The sequence below is a fragment of the Neisseria sp. P0008.S010 genome (assembly GCF_051962715.1).
Taxonomy (GTDB): Bacteria; Pseudomonadota; Gammaproteobacteria; order Burkholderiales; family Neisseriaceae; genus Neisseria; species Neisseria elongata.
The window spans coordinates 20,367-38,198 of sequence record NZ_JBQCVA010000021.1; the positions used below are offsets into that span (position 1 = coordinate 20,367).

The 17,832-nt window shown below is 55.4% G+C and carries 19 protein-coding genes and 3 pseudogenes; 9 read left to right on the forward strand and 13 right to left on the reverse strand.

Features of this window, described 5'->3' with window-relative positions; all coding sequences use genetic code 11:
• Positions 1-11: 11 nt before the first annotated feature.
• Positions 12-1,406 carry an ATP-dependent RNA helicase HrpA gene (gene hrpA, locus ACTHSL_RS06975; RefSeq protein WP_440380862.1) on the forward strand — a complete coding sequence of 465 codons (1,395 nt, stop codon included), beginning with the start codon at positions 12-14 and terminating at the stop codon, positions 1,404-1,406.
• A gap of 76 nt (positions 1,407-1,482) precedes the next feature.
• Here hrpA and ACTHSL_RS06980 read toward each other — a convergent pair whose 3' ends face one another.
• From ACTHSL_RS06980 to ACTHSL_RS06990, 3 genes are all read right to left on the reverse strand, one after another.
• Complete coding sequence (locus tag ACTHSL_RS06980; protein ID WP_440380863.1) at positions 1,483-2,361, reverse strand: pirin family protein; 879 nt, start codon at positions 2,359-2,361, stop codon at positions 1,483-1,485.
• A gap of 80 nt (positions 2,362-2,441) precedes the next feature.
• Positions 2,442-2,978 (reverse strand): DUF924 family protein, encoded by a 537-nt coding sequence (locus ACTHSL_RS06985; RefSeq protein ID WP_440380864.1) that lies wholly within the window; start codon positions 2,976-2,978, stop codon positions 2,442-2,444.
• 71 nt (positions 2,979-3,049) lie between these two features.
• On the reverse strand, positions 3,050-3,277 hold the full coding sequence (locus ACTHSL_RS06990) for a DUF896 domain-containing protein (RefSeq protein ID WP_440380865.1): 228 nt from the start codon (positions 3,275-3,277) through the stop codon (positions 3,050-3,052).
• A gap of 107 nt (positions 3,278-3,384) precedes the next feature.
• Here ACTHSL_RS06990 and ACTHSL_RS06995 point away from each other — a divergent pair, with 107 nt between their 5' ends.
• Positions 3,385-3,738, forward strand: a complete 354-nt coding sequence (locus tag ACTHSL_RS06995; protein WP_153711582.1) for a winged helix-turn-helix transcriptional regulator — start codon at positions 3,385-3,387, stop codon at positions 3,736-3,738.
• A 111-nt stretch (positions 3,739-3,849) separates the two neighbouring features.
• A pseudogene (locus ACTHSL_RS07000) lies at positions 3,850-4,299 on the forward strand (GNAT family N-acetyltransferase); the annotation flags it as partial.
• A 71-nt stretch (positions 4,300-4,370) separates the two neighbouring features.
• On the opposite strand, the gene purH reads toward ACTHSL_RS07000, so the two are convergent.
• The 4 genes and pseudogenes from purH to ACTHSL_RS07020 all read right to left on the reverse strand — a co-directional run bounded on the left by purH (position 4,371) and on the right by ACTHSL_RS07020 (position 7,875).
• On the reverse strand, positions 4,371-5,951 hold the full coding sequence (gene purH, locus ACTHSL_RS07005) for a bifunctional phosphoribosylaminoimidazolecarboxamide formyltransferase/IMP cyclohydrolase (RefSeq protein ID WP_440380866.1): 1,581 nt from the start codon (positions 5,949-5,951) through the stop codon (positions 4,371-4,373).
• 111 nt (positions 5,952-6,062) lie between these two features.
• On the reverse strand, positions 6,063-6,542 hold the full coding sequence (locus tag ACTHSL_RS07010) for a hypothetical protein (RefSeq protein WP_440380867.1): 480 nt from the start codon (positions 6,540-6,542) through the stop codon (positions 6,063-6,065).
• 307 nt (positions 6,543-6,849) lie between these two features.
• Positions 6,850-7,094: pseudogene (locus ACTHSL_RS07015) on the reverse strand (hypothetical protein); the annotation flags it as partial.
• A gap of 124 nt (positions 7,095-7,218) precedes the next feature.
• Positions 7,219-7,875, reverse strand: coding sequence for a pyrimidine 5'-nucleotidase (locus ACTHSL_RS07020; RefSeq protein ID WP_440380868.1), 657 nt, complete (start codon positions 7,873-7,875; stop codon positions 7,219-7,221).
• Positions 7,876-7,927: 52 nt separating this feature from the next.
• Here ACTHSL_RS07020 and ACTHSL_RS07025 point away from each other — a divergent pair, with 52 nt between their 5' ends.
• Together ACTHSL_RS07025 and pdxA are read left to right on the forward strand one after the other, a co-directional pair.
• Complete coding sequence (locus tag ACTHSL_RS07025; RefSeq protein WP_440380869.1) at positions 7,928-8,932, forward strand: thiamine ABC transporter substrate-binding protein; 1,005 nt, start codon at positions 7,928-7,930, stop codon at positions 8,930-8,932.
• Between the two features lie 74 nt (positions 8,933-9,006).
• Positions 9,007-10,002 carry a 4-hydroxythreonine-4-phosphate dehydrogenase PdxA gene (gene pdxA / locus ACTHSL_RS07030; protein ID WP_440380870.1) on the forward strand — a complete coding sequence of 332 codons (996 nt, stop codon included), beginning with the start codon at positions 9,007-9,009 and terminating at the stop codon, positions 10,000-10,002.
• Between the two features lie 119 nt (positions 10,003-10,121).
• Here the strand turns inward: pdxA and ACTHSL_RS07035 are convergent, their stop codons facing one another.
• Both ACTHSL_RS07035 and ACTHSL_RS07040 read right to left on the reverse strand, forming a co-directional pair.
• Positions 10,122-10,742: a hypothetical protein gene (locus ACTHSL_RS07035; protein ID WP_440380871.1), complete on the reverse strand. Its 621-nt coding sequence runs from the start codon at positions 10,740-10,742 to the stop codon at positions 10,122-10,124.
• A gap of 113 nt (positions 10,743-10,855) precedes the next feature.
• Positions 10,856-11,431, reverse strand: coding sequence for a TMEM165/GDT1 family protein (locus ACTHSL_RS07040; RefSeq protein ID WP_049252432.1), 576 nt, complete (start codon positions 11,429-11,431; stop codon positions 10,856-10,858).
• A gap of 293 nt (positions 11,432-11,724) precedes the next feature.
• Here ACTHSL_RS07040 and ACTHSL_RS07045 point away from each other — a divergent pair, with 293 nt between their 5' ends.
• A complete protein-coding gene (locus ACTHSL_RS07045; RefSeq protein ID WP_440380872.1) occupies positions 11,725-12,315 on the forward strand; it encodes a YdcF family protein in 591 nt (196 codons plus the stop codon).
• A gap of 57 nt (positions 12,316-12,372) precedes the next feature.
• A complete protein-coding gene (locus tag ACTHSL_RS07050) occupies positions 12,373-12,948 on the forward strand; it encodes a UbiX family flavin prenyltransferase (protein WP_440380873.1) in 576 nt (191 codons plus the stop codon).
• 460 nt (positions 12,949-13,408) lie between these two features.
• Here the strand turns inward: ACTHSL_RS07050 and tsf are convergent, their stop codons facing one another.
• The 3 genes from tsf to ACTHSL_RS07065 all read right to left on the reverse strand — a co-directional run bounded on the left by tsf (position 13,409) and on the right by ACTHSL_RS07065 (position 15,411).
• A complete protein-coding gene (gene tsf / locus ACTHSL_RS07055; protein WP_440380874.1) occupies positions 13,409-14,263 on the reverse strand; it encodes a translation elongation factor Ts in 855 nt (284 codons plus the stop codon).
• Between the two features lie 70 nt (positions 14,264-14,333).
• Positions 14,334-15,065, reverse strand: a complete 732-nt coding sequence (gene rpsB / locus ACTHSL_RS07060; RefSeq protein ID WP_049252426.1) for a 30S ribosomal protein S2 — start codon at positions 15,063-15,065, stop codon at positions 14,334-14,336.
• A 142-nt stretch (positions 15,066-15,207) separates the two neighbouring features.
• Complete coding sequence (locus tag ACTHSL_RS07065) at positions 15,208-15,411, reverse strand: hypothetical protein (RefSeq protein ID WP_003775558.1); 204 nt, start codon at positions 15,409-15,411, stop codon at positions 15,208-15,210.
• Between the two features lie 126 nt (positions 15,412-15,537).
• On the opposite strand from ACTHSL_RS07065, the gene ACTHSL_RS07070 reads away from it, so the two are divergent.
• Positions 15,538-16,068, forward strand: a complete 531-nt coding sequence (locus ACTHSL_RS07070; protein WP_440380875.1) for an inorganic diphosphatase — start codon at positions 15,538-15,540, stop codon at positions 16,066-16,068.
• A 59-nt stretch (positions 16,069-16,127) separates the two neighbouring features.
• Entirely contained in the window at positions 16,128-16,736 is a 609-nt protein-coding gene (locus tag ACTHSL_RS07075) for a 5-formyltetrahydrofolate cyclo-ligase (RefSeq protein ID WP_440380876.1), read from the forward strand.
• A 615-nt stretch (positions 16,737-17,351) separates the two neighbouring features.
• On the opposite strand, the pseudogene ACTHSL_RS07080 reads toward ACTHSL_RS07075, so the two are convergent.
• Positions 17,352-17,702 (reverse strand): annotated as a pseudogene (locus ACTHSL_RS07080) (IS630 family transposase); the annotation flags it as partial.
• Between the last annotated feature and the right edge of the window lie 130 nt (positions 17,703-17,832).

A 17,832-nucleotide genomic window follows, 5' to 3' on the forward strand; every position in this document is an offset into this window, starting at 1 on the left:
GCACATCAATCATGCCCCACCCCGATTTCTCCCAAACCCTCTCCAAAGACCGCCATTTCCTGCAATCCGCCTTCAAAAATCCCAACAAATACGGCGGCTTGTCCAAAGTCGAAGAAAAATACCGAAAATCGCACGAAATCTTTTTGAAGCGTTTGGCCGCCTTACCCAAACCCGAGTTCGACAACACCCTGCCCGTTCACGAAAAGCTCGAAGAAATCAAAAAAGCCATTGCCGAGAATCAGGTAACGATTATTTGCGGCGAAACCGGTTCGGGCAAAACCACGCAGTTGCCCAAGATTTGTCTGGAACTCGGACGCGGAGCGGCGGGGCTGATCGGGCATACCCAGCCGCGCCGTTTGGCCGCGCGCTCGGTGGCGGAGCGGATTGCCGAAGAGCTGAAATCGGAAATCGGCAGCGCGGTGGGCTATAAGGTGCGCTTCACCGACCACACCTCGCGCGATGCCTGCGTCAAGCTGATGACCGACGGCATCCTGCTGGCGGAAACGCAGACCGACCGTTATCTCGCCGCCTACGACACGATTATCATCGACGAAGCACACGAACGCAGCCTGAACATCGACTTCCTCTTGGGCTACCTGAAACAACTCCTGCCGCGCCGCCCCGACTTGAAAATCATCATCACCTCGGCAACCATAGACGCAGAACGCTTTTCCCAACACTTCAACGGCGCGCCCGTGCTGGAAGTAAGCGGGCGCACCTACCCCGTCGAAATTCTCTACCGCCCGCTGACCAGCAAAGACGAAGACGACGCAGAAGTGGAGCTGACCGACGCGATTGTCGATGCGGCGGACGAATTGGCGCGACACGGCGAAGGCGATATTTTGGTGTTCCTGCCGGGCGAACGCGAAATCCGCGAAGCCGCCGAAGCCCTGCGTAAATCCACGCTGCGCCGCAACGACGAAATCCTGCCCCTGTTCGCGCGCCTATCGCACGCCGAACAGCACAAAATCTTCCATCCCTCAGGCGCGAAACGCCGCATTGTGCTGTCGACCAACGTCGCCGAAACCTCGCTCACCGTCCCAGGCATCAAATACGTCATCGACACCGGCCTCGCTCGCGTCAAACGCTATTCCGCGCGGGCGAAAGTGGAGCAGCTTCATGTAGAAAAAATCTCCCAAGCTGCCGCCCGCCAACGCTCCGGCCGCTGCGGACGCGTCTCCGCAGGCGTGTGTATCCGACTGTTTTCAGAAGAAGATTTCAACAGCCGCCCCGAATTCACCGACCCGGAAATCGTCCGCAGCAACCTGGCCGCCGTCATCCTGCGCATGGCAGCGTTAAAACTGGGCGACGTGGCAGCATTCCCATTTTTAGAAATGCCCGATTCGCGGTATATCAATGATGGATTTCAGGTGTTGTTGGAATTGGGAGCGGTGGAGGCCGTCTGAAAACAGGCTACCTGAAAATAAAAAGCAGCCTGCACCTTTTAAAAACCAAGTGCAGGCTGCTTTTTAGGGCACACGATTAATCCAACCAACCGTATTTCCCTTCGTTGAATTCGCGTACGCTTTCAACCAACTCTTCCTGTGTGTTCATCACAAACGGGCCGTAGGCGGCAATCGGTTCGTCAATCGGTACGCCCGAGAGCAACAGGATTTCGGCGGGTTTGCCACCGGTGTTGCGGATGCGGATTTCGCCCGCCTCGCGCTCGAATACGGCCAGCTGGGTTTCGGCGGCGCGTTGGCTGCCGTTGAGTTCCACTTCGCCGTGGCGGATGACCAAGGCGAGATTGTGGCTTTCGGGCAGACTGAAAACCATTTCCGCACCCGCATTCACGCTTACATCCCACACGTTGAGTTCGGTAAAGGTGTCCGCCGGGCCGAGTTTGCCCGCGTATTTGCCCGCGTATTTGCCCGCGATGACGCGCACGCTGCCGTTTTCGTCGGTGATGACGGGAATGGTGTTTGCTCCGATGTGTTGGTAGCCGGCAGGAGTGCGTTTATGTTCGCGCGGCAGGTTGACCCAAAGCTGCGCCATTTCAAACCGTCCGCCGCGTGCAGAAAATTCGAGGCTGTGAAACTCTTCGTGGACGATACCGTTTCCCGCCGTCATCCACTGCACATCGCCTTGTTTGATGACGCCGCCCCCGCCGCTGCTGTCGCGGTGAGCGACTTCGCCCGCATAAGCAATGGTTACGGTTTCAATGCCACGGTGGGGGTGTGCGCCGACACCGCGCGGGGCGGCTTGGTTGGGGGCGAATTCCATCGGGGCGGCGTAGTCCAGCATCAGGAAGGGGCTGATTTGTTTGTCTTCGCCCATGTGGGAAAACAGCGGAGCGACTTTGAAGCCGTTACCGACCCAGTGGGTGTGCGGGGCATTATAGATTTGTTTGATGGTACGCATGGTGTTTTCCTTTCTTGGTGCGTAGTGGTAGGGGTGCAGGCTGCTTTTCGGGTGTTTCAGGCAGCCTGAAACGGACGTTTTCAGAACGACGAGCCTTCCTGTTGCAGAAATTCCAACTCTTCCGCCGTGCTGTCGCGGCCGAGTACGGCGTTGCGGTGCGGATAGCGGCCGAAGCGGTCGATGATGGCTTTGTGCTGTTCTTCATGCACCAAAGCGTGAGCAGCGTGTTCGGTAAAGAGTGCCAGCGCAAGGGCGTGGATTTTGCGGCTTTCGCTGTGCATCAGCGGCATCAGCATCATGTGCCGCCATGTGTCGGGCAGGCCGGAAAATCCCGGTTGCGTGGCGGCTTCCTGTGCCAGTACTTGCGCCATAGCGTCGCAGGCGAAGGCTTGCGGGTTGTTGCGGAACAGGTTACGCGAGAATTGGTCCAGCACGATGATTTCCGCCAGGCGGCCGTCAAACGTGGCGCGCCATTCGTACAGTTCGGCGCGGGCGGCCTGTTGCCAAAGGCCGGCGAAACGGCTGCGGATGGCTTGGTCGAATTCGTCGCTTTTGGCGAACCAGAAGGGGCGGTTTTCTTCGGCGAACCAAAAATCGAGTACGGTTTGCGGGGTCATGGGATGTCCTTTCTTTACGGATAATGGGGTGCAGGCTGCTTTGGGGTTTCAGGCCGTCTGAAACGCCGAAATCAGGGCATGCCCGCTGCCTGTGCGTCACGCAGTTTGGACGGGGTAACGTCGCGGCCGTTGGGGTCGATGACGGTAACGCTAGCCAGATGCGCTTTCAATTGGCCGGTTACGGCTTGGATGTAGCTCCGGCGTAGGATGTCGCGCTCGGCAAGTTCCTCTGGGGTCAATGCGCGGGTTTTGGCGGTGCATGCCAGTTCGTTGATGCGGTCAAGTTCTAAAATACGCATGATTTTATCCTTTCTTCTCGATATATTTTATTGCGTTGGAGCGCATTGTATAGGTAAAATTATTTTAAACAAGTACGCACATTTTTTATACTGTGAAGAAAAGCACAATGACCATTGAAAATATTGAAGATTATCCCGAACGCTGCCCTGTTCACACCGTGCTCGACCTCATCGGCGGCAAATGGAAGGTACTGATTTTGTACCACCTGATGGACGGCACGCGCCGCTTCAACGAACTGCAACGCTGTATGCCCACCGTTACCCAGCGGATGCTGACCCTGCAACTGCGCGAACTGGAAGCGGACGGCATCGTCCACCGTGAGGTGTATCCGCAGGTGCCGCCCAAGGTGGAATATTCGTTGACCGCTTTCGGCCGCACGCTCAAACCTGTCGTCCGCTCCATGCACGACTGGGGAGAGGCACACGCGGCCGAGTGTGCAGAACACAAAAAGGCCGTCTGAAACGGCATCCCAGCAAAAACCAAACGCATATCCAGCATTCCCCAATAGCACTAAAAGCAGCCTGCACTTTTTCAGACGGCCTGCTTTTTCATAATTACCCGTTAAAACAATATGATGCAAAACAACTCCTCCCAGCAAGTCGCCCCTCCCCGCTACCGCCTGACCAAACTCGGCGAACAAATGGCGCGCCTGCCCATCGACCCGAAAATCGCGCGCATTTTGTTGGCGGCGAAGAAGCACGACTGCATGGCGGAAATATTGGTGATCGCGTCCGCGCTGTCGATTCAAGACCCGCGCGAGCGGCCGCTGGAAGCGCGCGATGCCGCAGCCAAGGCGCACGAGCGTTTTACCGACAAGCAGTCCGATTTCCTTGCCTATCTGAACATTTGGGACAGCTTCCAGCGCGAACGCGATAAAGGCTTGTCCAACAAGCAGTTGGTGCAGTGGTGCCGCCAATATTTCCTGTCGCACCTGCGGATGCGCGAATGGCGCGAGCTGCACCACCAGCTTGCCCAAACCGCGATTGAAATGAGTTTGACCACCAAGGAAGCCGCTTTCAGGTAAACTCATCCTTTAAAACAACAAAGGCCGTCTGAAACAATTTTCAGACGGCCTTTGAATGTGTTTCCGAATCAATGCCTGAAATGCCGCACGCCCGTTACCACCATGGCGATGCCGTGTTCGTCCGCTGCGTCGAAAACTTCCTGATCGCGCATCGAGCCTGCGGGGTGGATGATGGCTTTGATGCCTTGCTCGGCAATCACGTCCACGCCGTCGCGGAAGGGGAAGAAAGCGTCGGAGGCGGCACACGCGCCGTTTAAGTCTAGATCTGCGTCCTGCGCTTTGCGGGCGGCGATGCGGGTGCTGTCCACACGGCTCATTTGGCCTGCGCCGATGCCGTAGGTTTGACCGCCTTTGCCGAACACGATGGCGTTGGATTTGACGTATTTCGCGACGTTCCAGACAAACAGCAAATCGTTCCACTCCTGCTCGGTCGGTTGGCGTTTGGAGACGACTTTCAAATCGGCGCGGCTGATGCGGTGGATGTCGGGCGTTTGTACCAATAATCCGCCGCCGACGCGTTTGAGTTCAAAGCGGTTCGCGCCTGCTTCTAGAGGCACTTCCAATACGCGCACGTTTTTCTTGGCGGCGGCGATTTCGAGGGCTTCGGCGGTGAACTTCGGCGCCATGATGACTTCCATAAACTGATTGTTGGTAATCTGTTTGACGGTTTCGCCGTCCACTTCGCGGTTGAAGGCGATGATGCCGCCGAACGCGCTGGTGGTGTCGGTGGCGTAGGCGAGTTTGTAGGCGGTCAATATATCGGCTGCAACGGCGACGCCGCACGGATTGGCGTGTTTCACAATCACGCAGGCGGGTGCGTCGAAGGATTTGACGGCTTCCCATGCGGCATCGGCATCGGCGATGTTGTTGTACGACAATTCTTTGCCTTGCAGTTGTTTGTAGGCGGCGAGGCTGCCTGCGGCGGGGTACACATCGCGGTAGAACGCGGCGCGCTGGTGCGGGTTTTCGCCGTAGCGCATGTCTTGCACTTTAATCCAGCTTTGGTTGAACTGGCTGGGGAATTCGCCGATTTCGGGCGTGCCGCTCAAAACGTCGTCTGAAAGCGAGGTCAGGTAGTTGGAAATCATGCCGTCGTATTGGGCGGTGTGGCTGAACGCCTTGCGCGACAGGTTGAAGCGGGTTTTGTCGCTCAACGTGCCGCCGTTGGCTTCCATTTCGGCGGCGATGGCGGGGAAGTCGGCGGTGTCGGTAACGATGGCGACGTGTTTCCAGTTTTTCGCGGCGGAACGCACCATGGTCGGGCCGCCGATGTCGATGTTTTCAATCGCGTCTTCCAGCGTGCAGTTTGGCTTGGCGATGGTGGCGGCGAAGGGGTAGAGGTTGACGCACACAATGTCGATATTGCCGATGCCGTGCTCTTCCATCTTGGCGACGTGTTCGCCCAAATCGCGCCGCCCCAAAATACCGCCGTGAATTTTCGGATGCAGCGTTTTCACGCGGCCGTCGAGCATTTCGGGGAAACCGGTGTAGTCGGCGACTTCAATTACGGGAACGCCCGCATCGGCAAGCAGCTTCGCCGTACCGCCGGTAGAGAGGATTTCGACACCGAGTTTGTGCAGGGTTTGGGCAAATTCGACTGCGCCGTTTTTGTCGGACAGGCTGATCAGGGCGCGTTTGATGGAAGGCATGGGGATTCCTTTTTTGAAGGTTTAATCGATACACGCTGCTAGCGCAAAAATGAAACAAAACTTGATGAGATATTTAGCCCCGATAACGTTCTCTTGGGCAATTCAATAAATTTACGCCTTACGGCAAGCCATATCTTGTCTATCGCCCTGCATACGGACGCTTAGGCTGTCATTCCCGATTTTTTTAACCTGCATTTGCAATTTATCTGATTTACCAATATCGTTTCTCAAATGAGCAAACATTTCCTTATCCACTTCACGCCACGGGATGGTGCGAATTTTAGCTATGCTATGTTGTCTTTGAACATCGGTGGTTTTAATGTTCAAACCAATTTTTCCTCCGTTCACCGTCCAAGTACCGTCTGCAAACACCCGATAAGCTAGGGTTTCATCATCAGGTGAAGGAAAATTCGCATCCACAATCGCGCTTACTTTTTGCTCACTGCCAAAAGTAAACGTCCTCAGGGTTCCATTATCATCAACGCACTGCCATTTACCGAGTAGTTGCGCTTCCTTAACAACAACAGGTTTTGCCAACACAGGCACAGCAACAAAGGCAGCAAAAAGAAAAATCAGGTGTTTTTTTTGCATAACAGTTTCTTTCTATAAAATCGGGAGTGAATAAGCTACTTTCTTAGTTTTCCAACTGCCTTATACAAGTTTGAAGACACTAGCAGTCAGTTTGACAGAATACGTCTTCAATCTTGGCAAAACATTATGGGATGAATTTTCAGGGCGGTATTATCCTCTAGTTTCAGCTTTTTGGCTGCAGTTTTCAGACGACCTTTACTGCTTGAAAGCCTATTTCCTTGCCGTTTTCAATCAGTCCTTCACAAGGATTCCATTTTCAATACGGAATGCGCGGTTTTAAGCGTTTTCCGACAAAAATCAAACGGCCTCAATATTTAACATTGAGCAGATAGCTTTTTGGCGCAACGTGCGTCTTGCCGTTGAAAGGAATCACATACTTCTGATTTTTATAACGCTTTCTACCATCCACCCCCTTCACCGTTACGCTTAATGCCCATACACCTGAGGCTGAAGGACGGCTTTTGTCCAAAGCAATTTTTGCATCGATGCTGGTATAGCGATCTTCACAATCACGTTTCTCCGCCCTTTGCATTCATCACAATTGCCATAATAGCGGAAGATGTTTCGGCGCATATTATCGGCCTTTTTCGGCGTTTATGCAGCATGGTCAGACAGAAAATATTTACAATTTTGCAAAAAGGCCGTCTGAAAAACATATAAACCGAGAAATGGTTTTTCAGACGGCCTCTTGCGCCCATGCGGCCAGCGCGGCCATATCGGGCGCGGCGCAATCGACGAAGGGCAGAGGATGGCTGCCGCTGCCGAACCACACGGTTTTCATACCCAGCTTTTTTGCGGCGGCGAGATTGTCGGCGGAATCGTCCACCATCACGCAGTCGGTCGGGTCGGCCTTCATGGCGGCGCATACGGTGAGGTAGGCCGCTTCGGCGGGTTTGTAGAGCAGGCCGAAATCGTCCGTGCCGAACAATGCGTCGAAGCAGTCGGACAAACCCAGCTCGGCCGCCAAGCCGTGCACATAAAACGACGGTGCGTTGGAAAATACGGCCTTGCGCCCTTTCAGACGGCCTAGAACGTCTGCCGTGCCTTGCACGGGGCGGACTTTCGGCAGGATTTCGTCCATCGGGTGGCTGTGGCGCAGGAAGTCGGCGATGTCGGTTTCGGGATGGTGCAGGCGTAGCCCGGCCAGAGTCGCGCCGTAGCGGTGCCAATAGTCGCGGCGCAGGTGGTCGGCTTCCGATTCGGAAAGCTTCAAATGCCGCATCAGGTAGGCGGTCATGCGGCGGTTGATCAGATAAAAAATGCCTTCGTCGGCATGATGCAGCGTGTTATCCAGGTCAAACAGCCAGACAGTTGTTTTCGGCTCTTTATTCATATCGTTTTAGGCGGTATCATTACCGCGATTATAGCCAAAGGGAGATTATGGTATGAAACGGATTTTACTTGCGGCGGCAACAGCCGCCCTTTTGATGCCTGCCGTGCAGGCGCAGACGGAAGTGCGGCTGGCGGTGCACAAATCGTTCAGCCTGCCGAAAGACGCGTTTGCCGCCTTCGAGCGCGCCAACGATGCCAAAGTATCGGTGATTAAGGCGGGCAGCGGCAACGAATTGGTGAACAAGCTGGTATTGAGCCGTGCACAGCCGATTGCCGACGCGGTGTACGGCCTGGACAACACCACCGTGCTGAAAGCGAAAGAAGGCGGCATCCTCGCCGCCGCCCAACCGCCCTCGGCAGCCGTAACCGCCGCCCTGCCCCATGCGGCGGCGGTGGACACGGGCTACATCGCCGTCAACTACGACAAAGCCTGGTTTGCCAAAAACAAACTGCCCCTGCCGCAGAGCCTCGAAGATTTGGCCAAGCCGCAATATAAAGACCTGCTGGCCATGCCCAATCCCGGACTGTCCAGCACCGGCTTAGGCTTCCTGTTGGCCAACATCCAAGGCATGGGTGAGAAGCAGGCTTTCGACTGGTGGGCGAAAATGCGCGCCAACGGCGTGAAGGTAACAAAAGACTGGAGCGAAGCCTACTACACCGAATTCAGCCGCAACGGCGGCTCGCGCCCGCTGGTGGTGGGTTATGCTTCCAGCCCGGCGGCCGAAGTGCATTACGGCAAGGGCAAATTCGATACCCCGCCCACCGGCGTATTGTTCCTGAAAGGCGGCGTGTTCCGCCAAGTGGAAGGCGCGGCGGTACTCAACGGTGCGAAACAGCCTGCCTTGGCAGCCAAACTGGTGCAATACCTGCAAAGCGCGTCGGTGCAGAAAGCGGTACCAACCGAAATGTGGGTTTACCCCGCCGTGAAAAACACGCCGCTGCCCGACGTGTTCAAACACGCCCGCGCGCCGCAGCACAGCGACAACCCGTCTGAAGCGGCCATCGCGAAAAACCAACGCCGCTGGGTCAGCCAATGGATACGGGTAGTATTGAAATAACTGCCGCAACGAACAGGCCGTCTGAAAATCCGGAAACGGGTTTTCAGACGGCCTCAACCCATCAAGGAACCATCATGTCCCTTCCCGTTATCGCCGTCACCGGCGGCGAACCTGCCGGCATCGGTGCGGACATCTGCCTCGACCTTGCTGCCGCCAAACTGTCCTGCCACCCCGTCGTCCTCGCCGACATCGGCCTGCTCCGCCAACGTGCGGCGCAGTTGGGCAAAACCGTCGCCCTGCGCGACTTTTCCCCCAACCTCCCACCCCAGCCCGGCACGCTCGACGTTTGGCACATCCCGCTGGCCGCCCCGTGCGAAGCAGGCCGTCTGAACGCCGCCAACTCGCCCTATGTGCTGCAACTGCTCGACACCGCCCATCAAGGCATTCAAAACGGCACGTTTGCCGCCATGACCACCGCCCCGCTGCACAAGGGCATCATCAACGACGCGGGCGCGGGCGGCGGATTTTTCAGCGGCCACACCGAATATCTGGCCGAAAAAAGCGGCACGCCCCGCGTCGTCATGATGCTGGCGGGCGGCGGCCTGCGCGTGGCATTGGCCACCACCCACCTGCCGCTGAAAGACGTGGCCGCTGCGATTACCCGCGAAAGCCTGCTGGAAACCGCCCGCATCCTGCACCGCGATTTACGGCACAAATTCGGCCTTGCGCACCCGCGCATCCTGGTTGCCGGCCTCAACCCGCACGCGGGTGAAGGCGGCCATTTGGGGCATGAGGAAAACGACGTCATCATCCCCGCGCTGGAAGAAATGCGCGCCGCCGGACTGGACATCCGCGGGCCGTATCCGGCCGATACGCTGTTTCAGCCGTTTATGCTGAAAGATGCCGATGCCGTGCTGGCGATGTATCACGACCAAGGCCTGCCGGTGTTGAAATACGCTTCCTTCGGCCAAGGGGTGAACATCACGCTCGGCCTGCCCTTCATCCGCACTTCGGTAGACCACGGCACGGCCCTCGATTTGGCCGGTACGGGCCGCGCCGACAGCGGCAGCCTGATGGCGGCCGTTCGGACGGCCTGCGAAATGGCGGCTGCCGGCTTGGCAGGGGATTAAGCTGCCCTGATACCGCCTTATATCCGTTTGAAGCAAAGGCTTGCCCGTCAATGAAAAGGCCGTCTGAAAAACCGATTTTCAGGTTTTCAGACGGCCTTTTCATTGGATTGCCATCGGATTCAGCGTTTCATCTCCCGCTCGATGGCGCGGATGTTGGCTTCGCGGTCGGCCACCGCTTGTTTCAGCGCGCCGATGTCGCCGCCTTTTTGCCGCGTCAGTTCGAGTTGGCCGCGCGTGCGGGCAAGGGCGGCGCGTTCGTTGTCGATTTCCTTTTGCAGGATTTGGTTGCGGCTGAGCTTGGGCTTGGACGGTGCCGCATTATAGATGGGTGCGGCAGTCCGAATCGGCGCCGGGCCGGCAGGGGCGGTTTTCAGCGGTGCCTTCGGCTGGTTGCGGAGTTTGACTTCCAGCTTGGGGGCGGCACTGTTGGTCGGGCCGTCACTGACACGCGGCAGGATTTTGATGTCGTCGTAAGTGCCGTAGGTGGCCTCTTCCCAAATTTCGCTGATGTCGTCGCGGTCGGTGTTTTCCACCGCCACATCGGAAGCCGCGCCCGTTTGGGCTTTTTGTTTCGGCCGCTCTTCGCTGATGCCGTCCATTTGCGACTTTTGGCAGCTCGAATTGATTTTCACGCTGGAATAGGCGGCTTTGCCGTCGATTTTGCAGATATAGGTAACGGCCTGCACGGGATGACAGAGGAGTGCCGTGCCGAGCAGAATGCCGAGATAAGGCAGTTTCATGGTTGGATGTGCGTTTTGATAATGGGCGGGATTATAGCTGCCGCCGCGTAAATTTAGGTTTGGACGGTTTAAACGCTGCAGCCGCTTTGGCAAACTTTTCAGACGGCCCGGCATCAGGACAAGCCTATGCCGCCGCCCGCAAGAGTCAGTACGCCGAGCAGGCAGAACAACAGGCAGGCGGCACGGCGGACGGCGGCGGCAGGTACTTTCGCCATGATTTTTTCGCCCAGATAGGCAACCGGCACGTTGGCCAGCATCAGGCCGAGGACGCTGCCTGACACGACCCATGCCAAATCGTTGTAACGGGCGGCCAGCAGCACGGTGGCGATTTGTGTTTTATCGCCGATTTCAGCCAGGAAAAACAACACCAGCGTGGCGGCAAACGCACCGTATTTCAGCCAGCGGCCGTTGTCGCCGTCGTCATCTTTATCGGGTTTCAGCAACCAGAGGCCGACGGCAATAAAGCTGAGGCCGACAATCCATTTCACCAAAACCGGCGACACCGAGGCGGCCAACCATACGCCCAGCCAGGCCGATACCAGATGATTGAGCAGCGTGGCGGCGAAAATGCCTGCGATTACGGCGTTTTTCTGTGCAAAACGGGCGGCGAGAAACAAAGTGAGCAACTGGGTTTTATCGCCGATTTCGGCAATGAACACCCCGAAGGTTGAAGAAAGGAAGGCTTCCATAATCAGGCTCCGAACCGTGCGGGCAACAAAAAAAGACACACCGCCCGTCCCCGCACGGAACAGACGATATGCCTTAAGTCTTGCCAGTCTTCGGTTGGAGAAGATACCCGCACCATGCCGCGATTGCCGGCAAATATGTTGATACGGGTTCCGGCGGCAATCGAAACGCCGCGCGGACGGCTACTCCCTCAAGAGCGGGCGCGATTATAGCCGAATACATGCGGCCGGACAATCCGCTGCGGCCCGGCCTTGTGCTATCATGGCCGGCCCGAAACCCGACAAAGGCCGACCCGATGAAACGCCGACTGATACTCTCCGCCATCGTCTTCCTAACCGGCTGGGCGGCCGCGCTGGCACAACTGCATTTTTGGGCACTCAAGGCAGAAAGCAGGCCGTCTGAAAACCCAACGCCCGCCGACATCGCCGTCGTCTTAGGCAACTCGGTAAACCGCAAAGGCACGCCCAATCCCTGCCTGCGTTCGCGGGTGGAGGCGGGAGCCGCCCTATACAGGCAGGGCTTGGCCGGCGGGCTGCTGATGAGCGGCGGCACCGACGGCGACGGCAGCAACGAGGCCGAAGCCATGCGCGATATGGCCGTATCCATGGGCGTTCCTGCGGATAAAATCCGCATCGAACCGCGCTCCGAAAGCACTTACGAAAACATCGCCTTCAGCGCGCCCCTGCTGCACGATGCCGAACAAATCATCATTGTCAGCGACGCCTTCCACCTCGCCCGTGCCGAATGGCTGGCCAAACGGCATTGGCCGGGCAAAACCGTCCGCCTTCATGCTTCGGGTTCCTGCGGCGATTCTACGCCGAACTACCTGCGGAAACTGTCGCGCGAAATACTGGCCTGGCTGAAAACCGCCGCACTGCACCGTTAAACCCGAAAGGCCGTCTGAAAGGTTTCAGACGGCCTCTAAAACAAAAAAGGAATATTCATGGCAAAACAACGCATCGTCGTCGGCATCAGCGGCGCCAGCGGTTTCCAATACGGCCACACCGCGCTTCGGCTTTTGCGGCAGGCGGCAGATGTGGAAACGCACCTGGTGGTGTCCAAAGGGGCGGAGCTGACAAAGGGGCAGGAAACGGATTTGTGCCGCGAAGAAGTGTACGCGCTGGCCGACGTGGTGTATCCGGTCGGCAACCTGGCTGCCCCGATTGCCAGCGGTTCGTTTCAAACGCTGGGAATGCTGGTCGCCCCCTGCTCGATGCGGACGCTGGCGGCCGTGGCGCAGGGCTGGGGCGACAACCTTTTGACGCGGGCGGCGGATGTTGCCCTGAAAGAGCGGCGGCGGCTGGTGTTGATGGTGCGCGAAACGCCGCTGAATCTGGCACATCTGGACAATATGCGGCGGGTAACGGAAATGGGCGGCATCGTGTTCCCGCCCGTTCCCGCCTTTTATCACAAGCCGCAAAGCGTGGACGATATTTTAATCCACAGCGTCGGCCGCGCCTTGGAATTGTTCGGATTGGAAATCCCGAACCTGCCCCATTGGGGGGAATCATCCGAATGATGACTGAAAAACAAATGAAATCAGAAGCATCAAATAATTAACGCTTCAAAGCAAACAACCCTTTCGCACCCGACCGGCAGAAATTTCAAAGTTTGCCGAAACGTTGCGAAAAAAGCGGGAAACTGCAAATTTGTCGGCCTGTTCGGTTATAAGGCGGAAAGATATTGAACGGAAGCCGCAGCAGGCAAGTCAGGCCGTCTGAAAATATGAATATCAAACTCATGATTTTTGGAACAGCCGCTTGGCCTGAGCATGTCCATACAAAAGTCGGTAACGATACAAATAGCCTGCTTATTGTAAATACGGCTCCACACAAACCGCCTTGTTCCAAGCAACAGTCGCATGAATAAAGCATTTCGCCTGTTGCTCGGTATTCATGGCAACGAACCTCATCTTCGCTACGCAAGACAAACAAAAACACCCGCTTGAATGCGGGTGTTTTCTATTATGCAAAGCGATATTACACTTTAGCGGCAGCGGCCACTTCGGCTGCGTAGTCGACAGCTTTTTTCTCTATGCCGTCGCCTACTTTGTAGCGTACGAAGCTAACCACTTCGGTGCCGTTTTCTTTCGCGAATTGGGCAACGGTTTGGTCAGGGTTCATGACGAATGCTTGGCCGTTCAGGGTGATTTCGGCCAAGAACTTGCGGATACGGCCTTCCACCATTTTAGCGGCGATTTCAGTAGGTTTGCCGGAAGCGATGGCTTGCTCGGTGTAGATGTGGCGTTCTTTCTCAACGGTTTCGGCATCTACTTCGGCTTCGGTTACGCATTGCGGTTTGGCGGCAACGATGTGCATACCGATTTTACGCGCTACGTCTTCAGAGCCTTTGAACTCAACCAATACGCCTTCGGTAGCCAATGCACCGTGGATGTAGGCAACCAGTTGGTTGGCGGTATCGATGACTTGGAAGCGGCGGACAGACATGTTCTCGCCCAATTTAGCGATGATGGCTTTGCGTTCTGCTTCAACCAGTTCGCTCAGTTCTTCAACGGTAGCCGGTTTTTTTTCGGCAGCGGTTTTCGCAACGAAGTTGGCGAATTCTACGAAGCCTGCGTCTTTGGCAACGAAGTCGGTTTCGCAGTTTACTTCAACCAATGCGCCGACATTGTCGTTGATGGCATAAGCCAATACGCCTTCGGCAGCGGTACGACCGGCCAGTTTGCCCGCTTTCGCGCCGGATTTGATGCGCAGGATTTCTTCGGCTTTTTCGAAATTGCCTTCTGCTTCAACCAATGCTTTTTTGCATTCCATCATGCCCAAACCGGTGGCGGCGCGCAGGTCGGCAACCATTTTTGCTGTAATTTCAGCCATGTTTTATCTCCAATTATTAAGGTTTCAGGCCGTCTGAAAACCTTTCAGACGGCCTGCCGTGCAAACGGGTTTATTCGGCAGCAGCAGCGGCCTGTGCAGCGGCTACGGTTTCGGCCAGAGCTTGGTTTTTACCTTCCAGAACCGCGTCGGCGATGCCTCGGCAGTACAGGCGGATGGCTTTGGCTGAGTCATCGTTGCCCGGGATAACGTGTTTCACGCCTTCGGGGCTGTTGTTGGTATCGACAACGGCGATAACGGGGATACCCAGTTTGGCTGCTTCAACCAAAGTGCCGTGCTGATAACCGGTGTCGATGACGAAAATGGCATCAGGCAGGCCTTTCATGTTTTTGATACCGCCCAAAGAGCGTTCCAGTTTTTCCACTTCGCGGGTCATGTCCAGCAATTCTTTTTTGCTGTAACCGCTGGTTTCGGCGTTGGCCAAAACGGCAGTTTTTTCTTCCAAGCGTTTGATGGACTGTTTAACGGTTTTGTAGTTGGTCAACATGCCGCCCAACCAGCGGTGATCTACATAAGGCATACCGGCGCGCTCGGCTTCTTCGCGGATGATTTCGCGGGCCTGACGTTTGGTGCCGACAAACAGGATGTTGCCTTTGTTGGCAACCAGGCGGCGTACGGCTTCTTGGGCTTCCAAGAACAGCGGCAGGGTTTTTTCCAGGTTGATGATGTGGATTTTGTTGCGCGAACCGAAAATGTATTGGGCCATTTTCGGGTTCCAGAGGCGGGTTTGGTGGCCGAAGTGTACGCCGGCTTCCAGCATTTGACGCATTGTAACTTGAGACATTTGTTTTCCTTTAAAAGGGTTATTGCAGACACCCGCGCAAGAATCCCGTCATGGGACACCCTTTAAGGCGCGAAGTGCGAGCGTTGGGAAAAATAAAAAAATGCTTTTAGAAAAAAAGCTGCGGGATTATATAGGGAACGGTTTATTCGGGCAAGGTTCTGTCGTTTTCTTCTTCCTCACGCTTCATTTTTTTGTTGCGCAAACGGATAAAAGCGGCCCAAAACATAAACAGTGTGGGCAAAATGGTAAAAAACGTCAGATAAATCAACTTGCGCGCCAGGCCGGGCTGGGCAATGGAAAACATCAGGGTAACGAAAATATAGCCGATGGCGACGATATGCCACATGGCGGGTTCTTTCTGCAAATGGGAACGGGGGGAGATTATACCGCGCGTCACGAGATTAATCGGCCGTTTTTCAGACGGCCTGCTATAATCGCCCGCTTTGCAAACCCGATTGAAAAGGACGATAAAATGGCTGACTTCAACCAGATTCTCGATGCAGGCGATGTGAACGGCGGCATCATCAACGTGGTGGTCGAAATCCCCGCAGGCTCAAACCACAAAATCGAATGGAACCGCAAACTGGCCGTAATGCAGCTTGACCGCGTCGAGCCTTTGGCCTTTGCCAAGCCGACCAACTACGGCTTCATCCCGCAGACGCTGGACGAAGACGGCGACGAGTTGGACGCGCTCATCATCACCGACACCCCGCTGCCGACCGGCATCTTCCTTGAAGCCAAAGTCATCGGCGTGATGAAATTTGTCGACGACGGCGAAGTGGACGACAAAATCGTGGTCGTTCCCGCCGACGACCGCCACACCGGCAACGCTTACAACAGTTTGGCCGACCTGCCGCAGCAGCTGATCAAGCAGATCGAATTCCACTTCAACCACTACAAAGACCTGAAAAAACCGGGCACGACCAAAGTGGAACACTGGGGCGACATTGAAGAAGCCAAAGCCGTCATCCGCGAATCGCAGGCCCGCTGGAAAGCACTGTAACCGTTTCGAGGCCGTCTGAAATTCAGACGGCCTCTTGTTTCATCAACAGGACAAATATCATGAACCAAACCGTCAGGCAGCAAAAAAACGAATTGCGCCGCCTGTTTCGCACTGAGCGCAACCGCTTGGGGCGGAACGAACGCCGGCGTGCCGAACAAGCCGTCATACACCGTCTGAAACCGCTGGTCAGACGGGGCAAAAAAATCGCCGCATACTGGGCAATGGGCAGCGAACTGAACCTTTCCGCCCTCTTTCAGACGGCCTCAGAACGCGGCGCAACCGTTTACCTGCCCTATATCGAACCGGGCAGGAAACGGATGTGGTTCACACCTTATCGCACAAACGCACAGGCGGAACGCAAACGCGGCCGCAGCCGCCTGCATGTGCCGCAGTTTGCCGGACGCAAAGTCCGCGCCGACCGGCTTGATGTGATGCTGCTGCCCGTGGTTGCCGCCGACCGGCAGGGTTACAGGCTGGGGCAAAACGGCGGCTATTACGATGCCACACTTGCGCGTTGCCGTTTCGGACGGCCGCTGCGCATCGCCGTCGGTTTTTCCTGCCAGCTTACCGACAGCCTGCCGCACGAAGCACACGATATGCCGCTGCACGGTTTCGTGTCGGAACGGCATAATTTGCGTTTTAAGAGTCACCATTCCGGCAATAAATAAAAAGAGGATTTGAGGCCGTCTGAACAACAATTTTCAGACGGCATTTTGATTTCATCACCAAAGCAAGACAAGATAAGCCTTGATTACCATAATATTCCGTCTTTCAAATCATCCTCACCGTTTACGTCTGCTCATCTATCAGAACAATCTGTGTGTGGTAATGCTCGCAGGGAAAATTAAAATTGATAAAGCCATGTCAGCGGCGGGTATAAAAGGCAAACGGGGGCACAGTGCGGTTCTGCCGGCAAAGTGGCGTTTCGGGCTGTTACAGACAGCTGCCTATTGCAGATTATCTGAGAAAATATTAAACCCGACTGCATGATTGATGCGGACTGCTATCGTAGTTATGATGAAACGGATGCATGTGCATTTGGCCATTGTTCTTCACAGAAACACCGCTTCCTTGAAAAGCTTCGTTGCCGCATCAATCACAATTTGATGTTTATGTCGTTTGAAATTTTTCAGCAAGCGTAGGCCGTCTGAAAACGGGAACAGCAAATCTTGCCGAAATCTGCCACCGTCATTCTCGCACAGGCGGGAAACCGGAAGTTTGAAGTCGCAGCAGCTTTGAAATATTCCCAAAATGCCAAGGGAATGCAAAAAGGCGATATATAGTCAATTAAAATCAAAATAGGACAGTAGTGCATCGTCAAATCGGGCGTAACCAGACAATACGGTTCGCAGATACCGCTTAATATTCGCCCACACCTTCTCAATCGGGTTGAGCTCAGGTGAATAAGGTGCAAGAGGCAATACCTTATGTCCCAATTTTTCGGCCATTTCCCGTAAGACACCCATACGGTGAAATCGTGCATTATCTAAAATAATCACCGATTTTTGAGTCAATGCGGGCAGTAGGCATTGCTGAAACCACACTTCAAAAAAGACTCCGGTCATCGTATTTTGATAAACCATCGGAGCAATCAGCCGGTTGCCGACTTGTGCGGACACCAGAGGAGACCTTTGCAAAATCCCCCTAAAATCTCCTAAATTCCCATCAAGACATTTAGGGGATTTCTCATGAGCACCTTCTTCCGGCAAACCGCACAAGCCATGATTGCCAAACACATCGACCGCTTCCCACTATTGAAGTTGG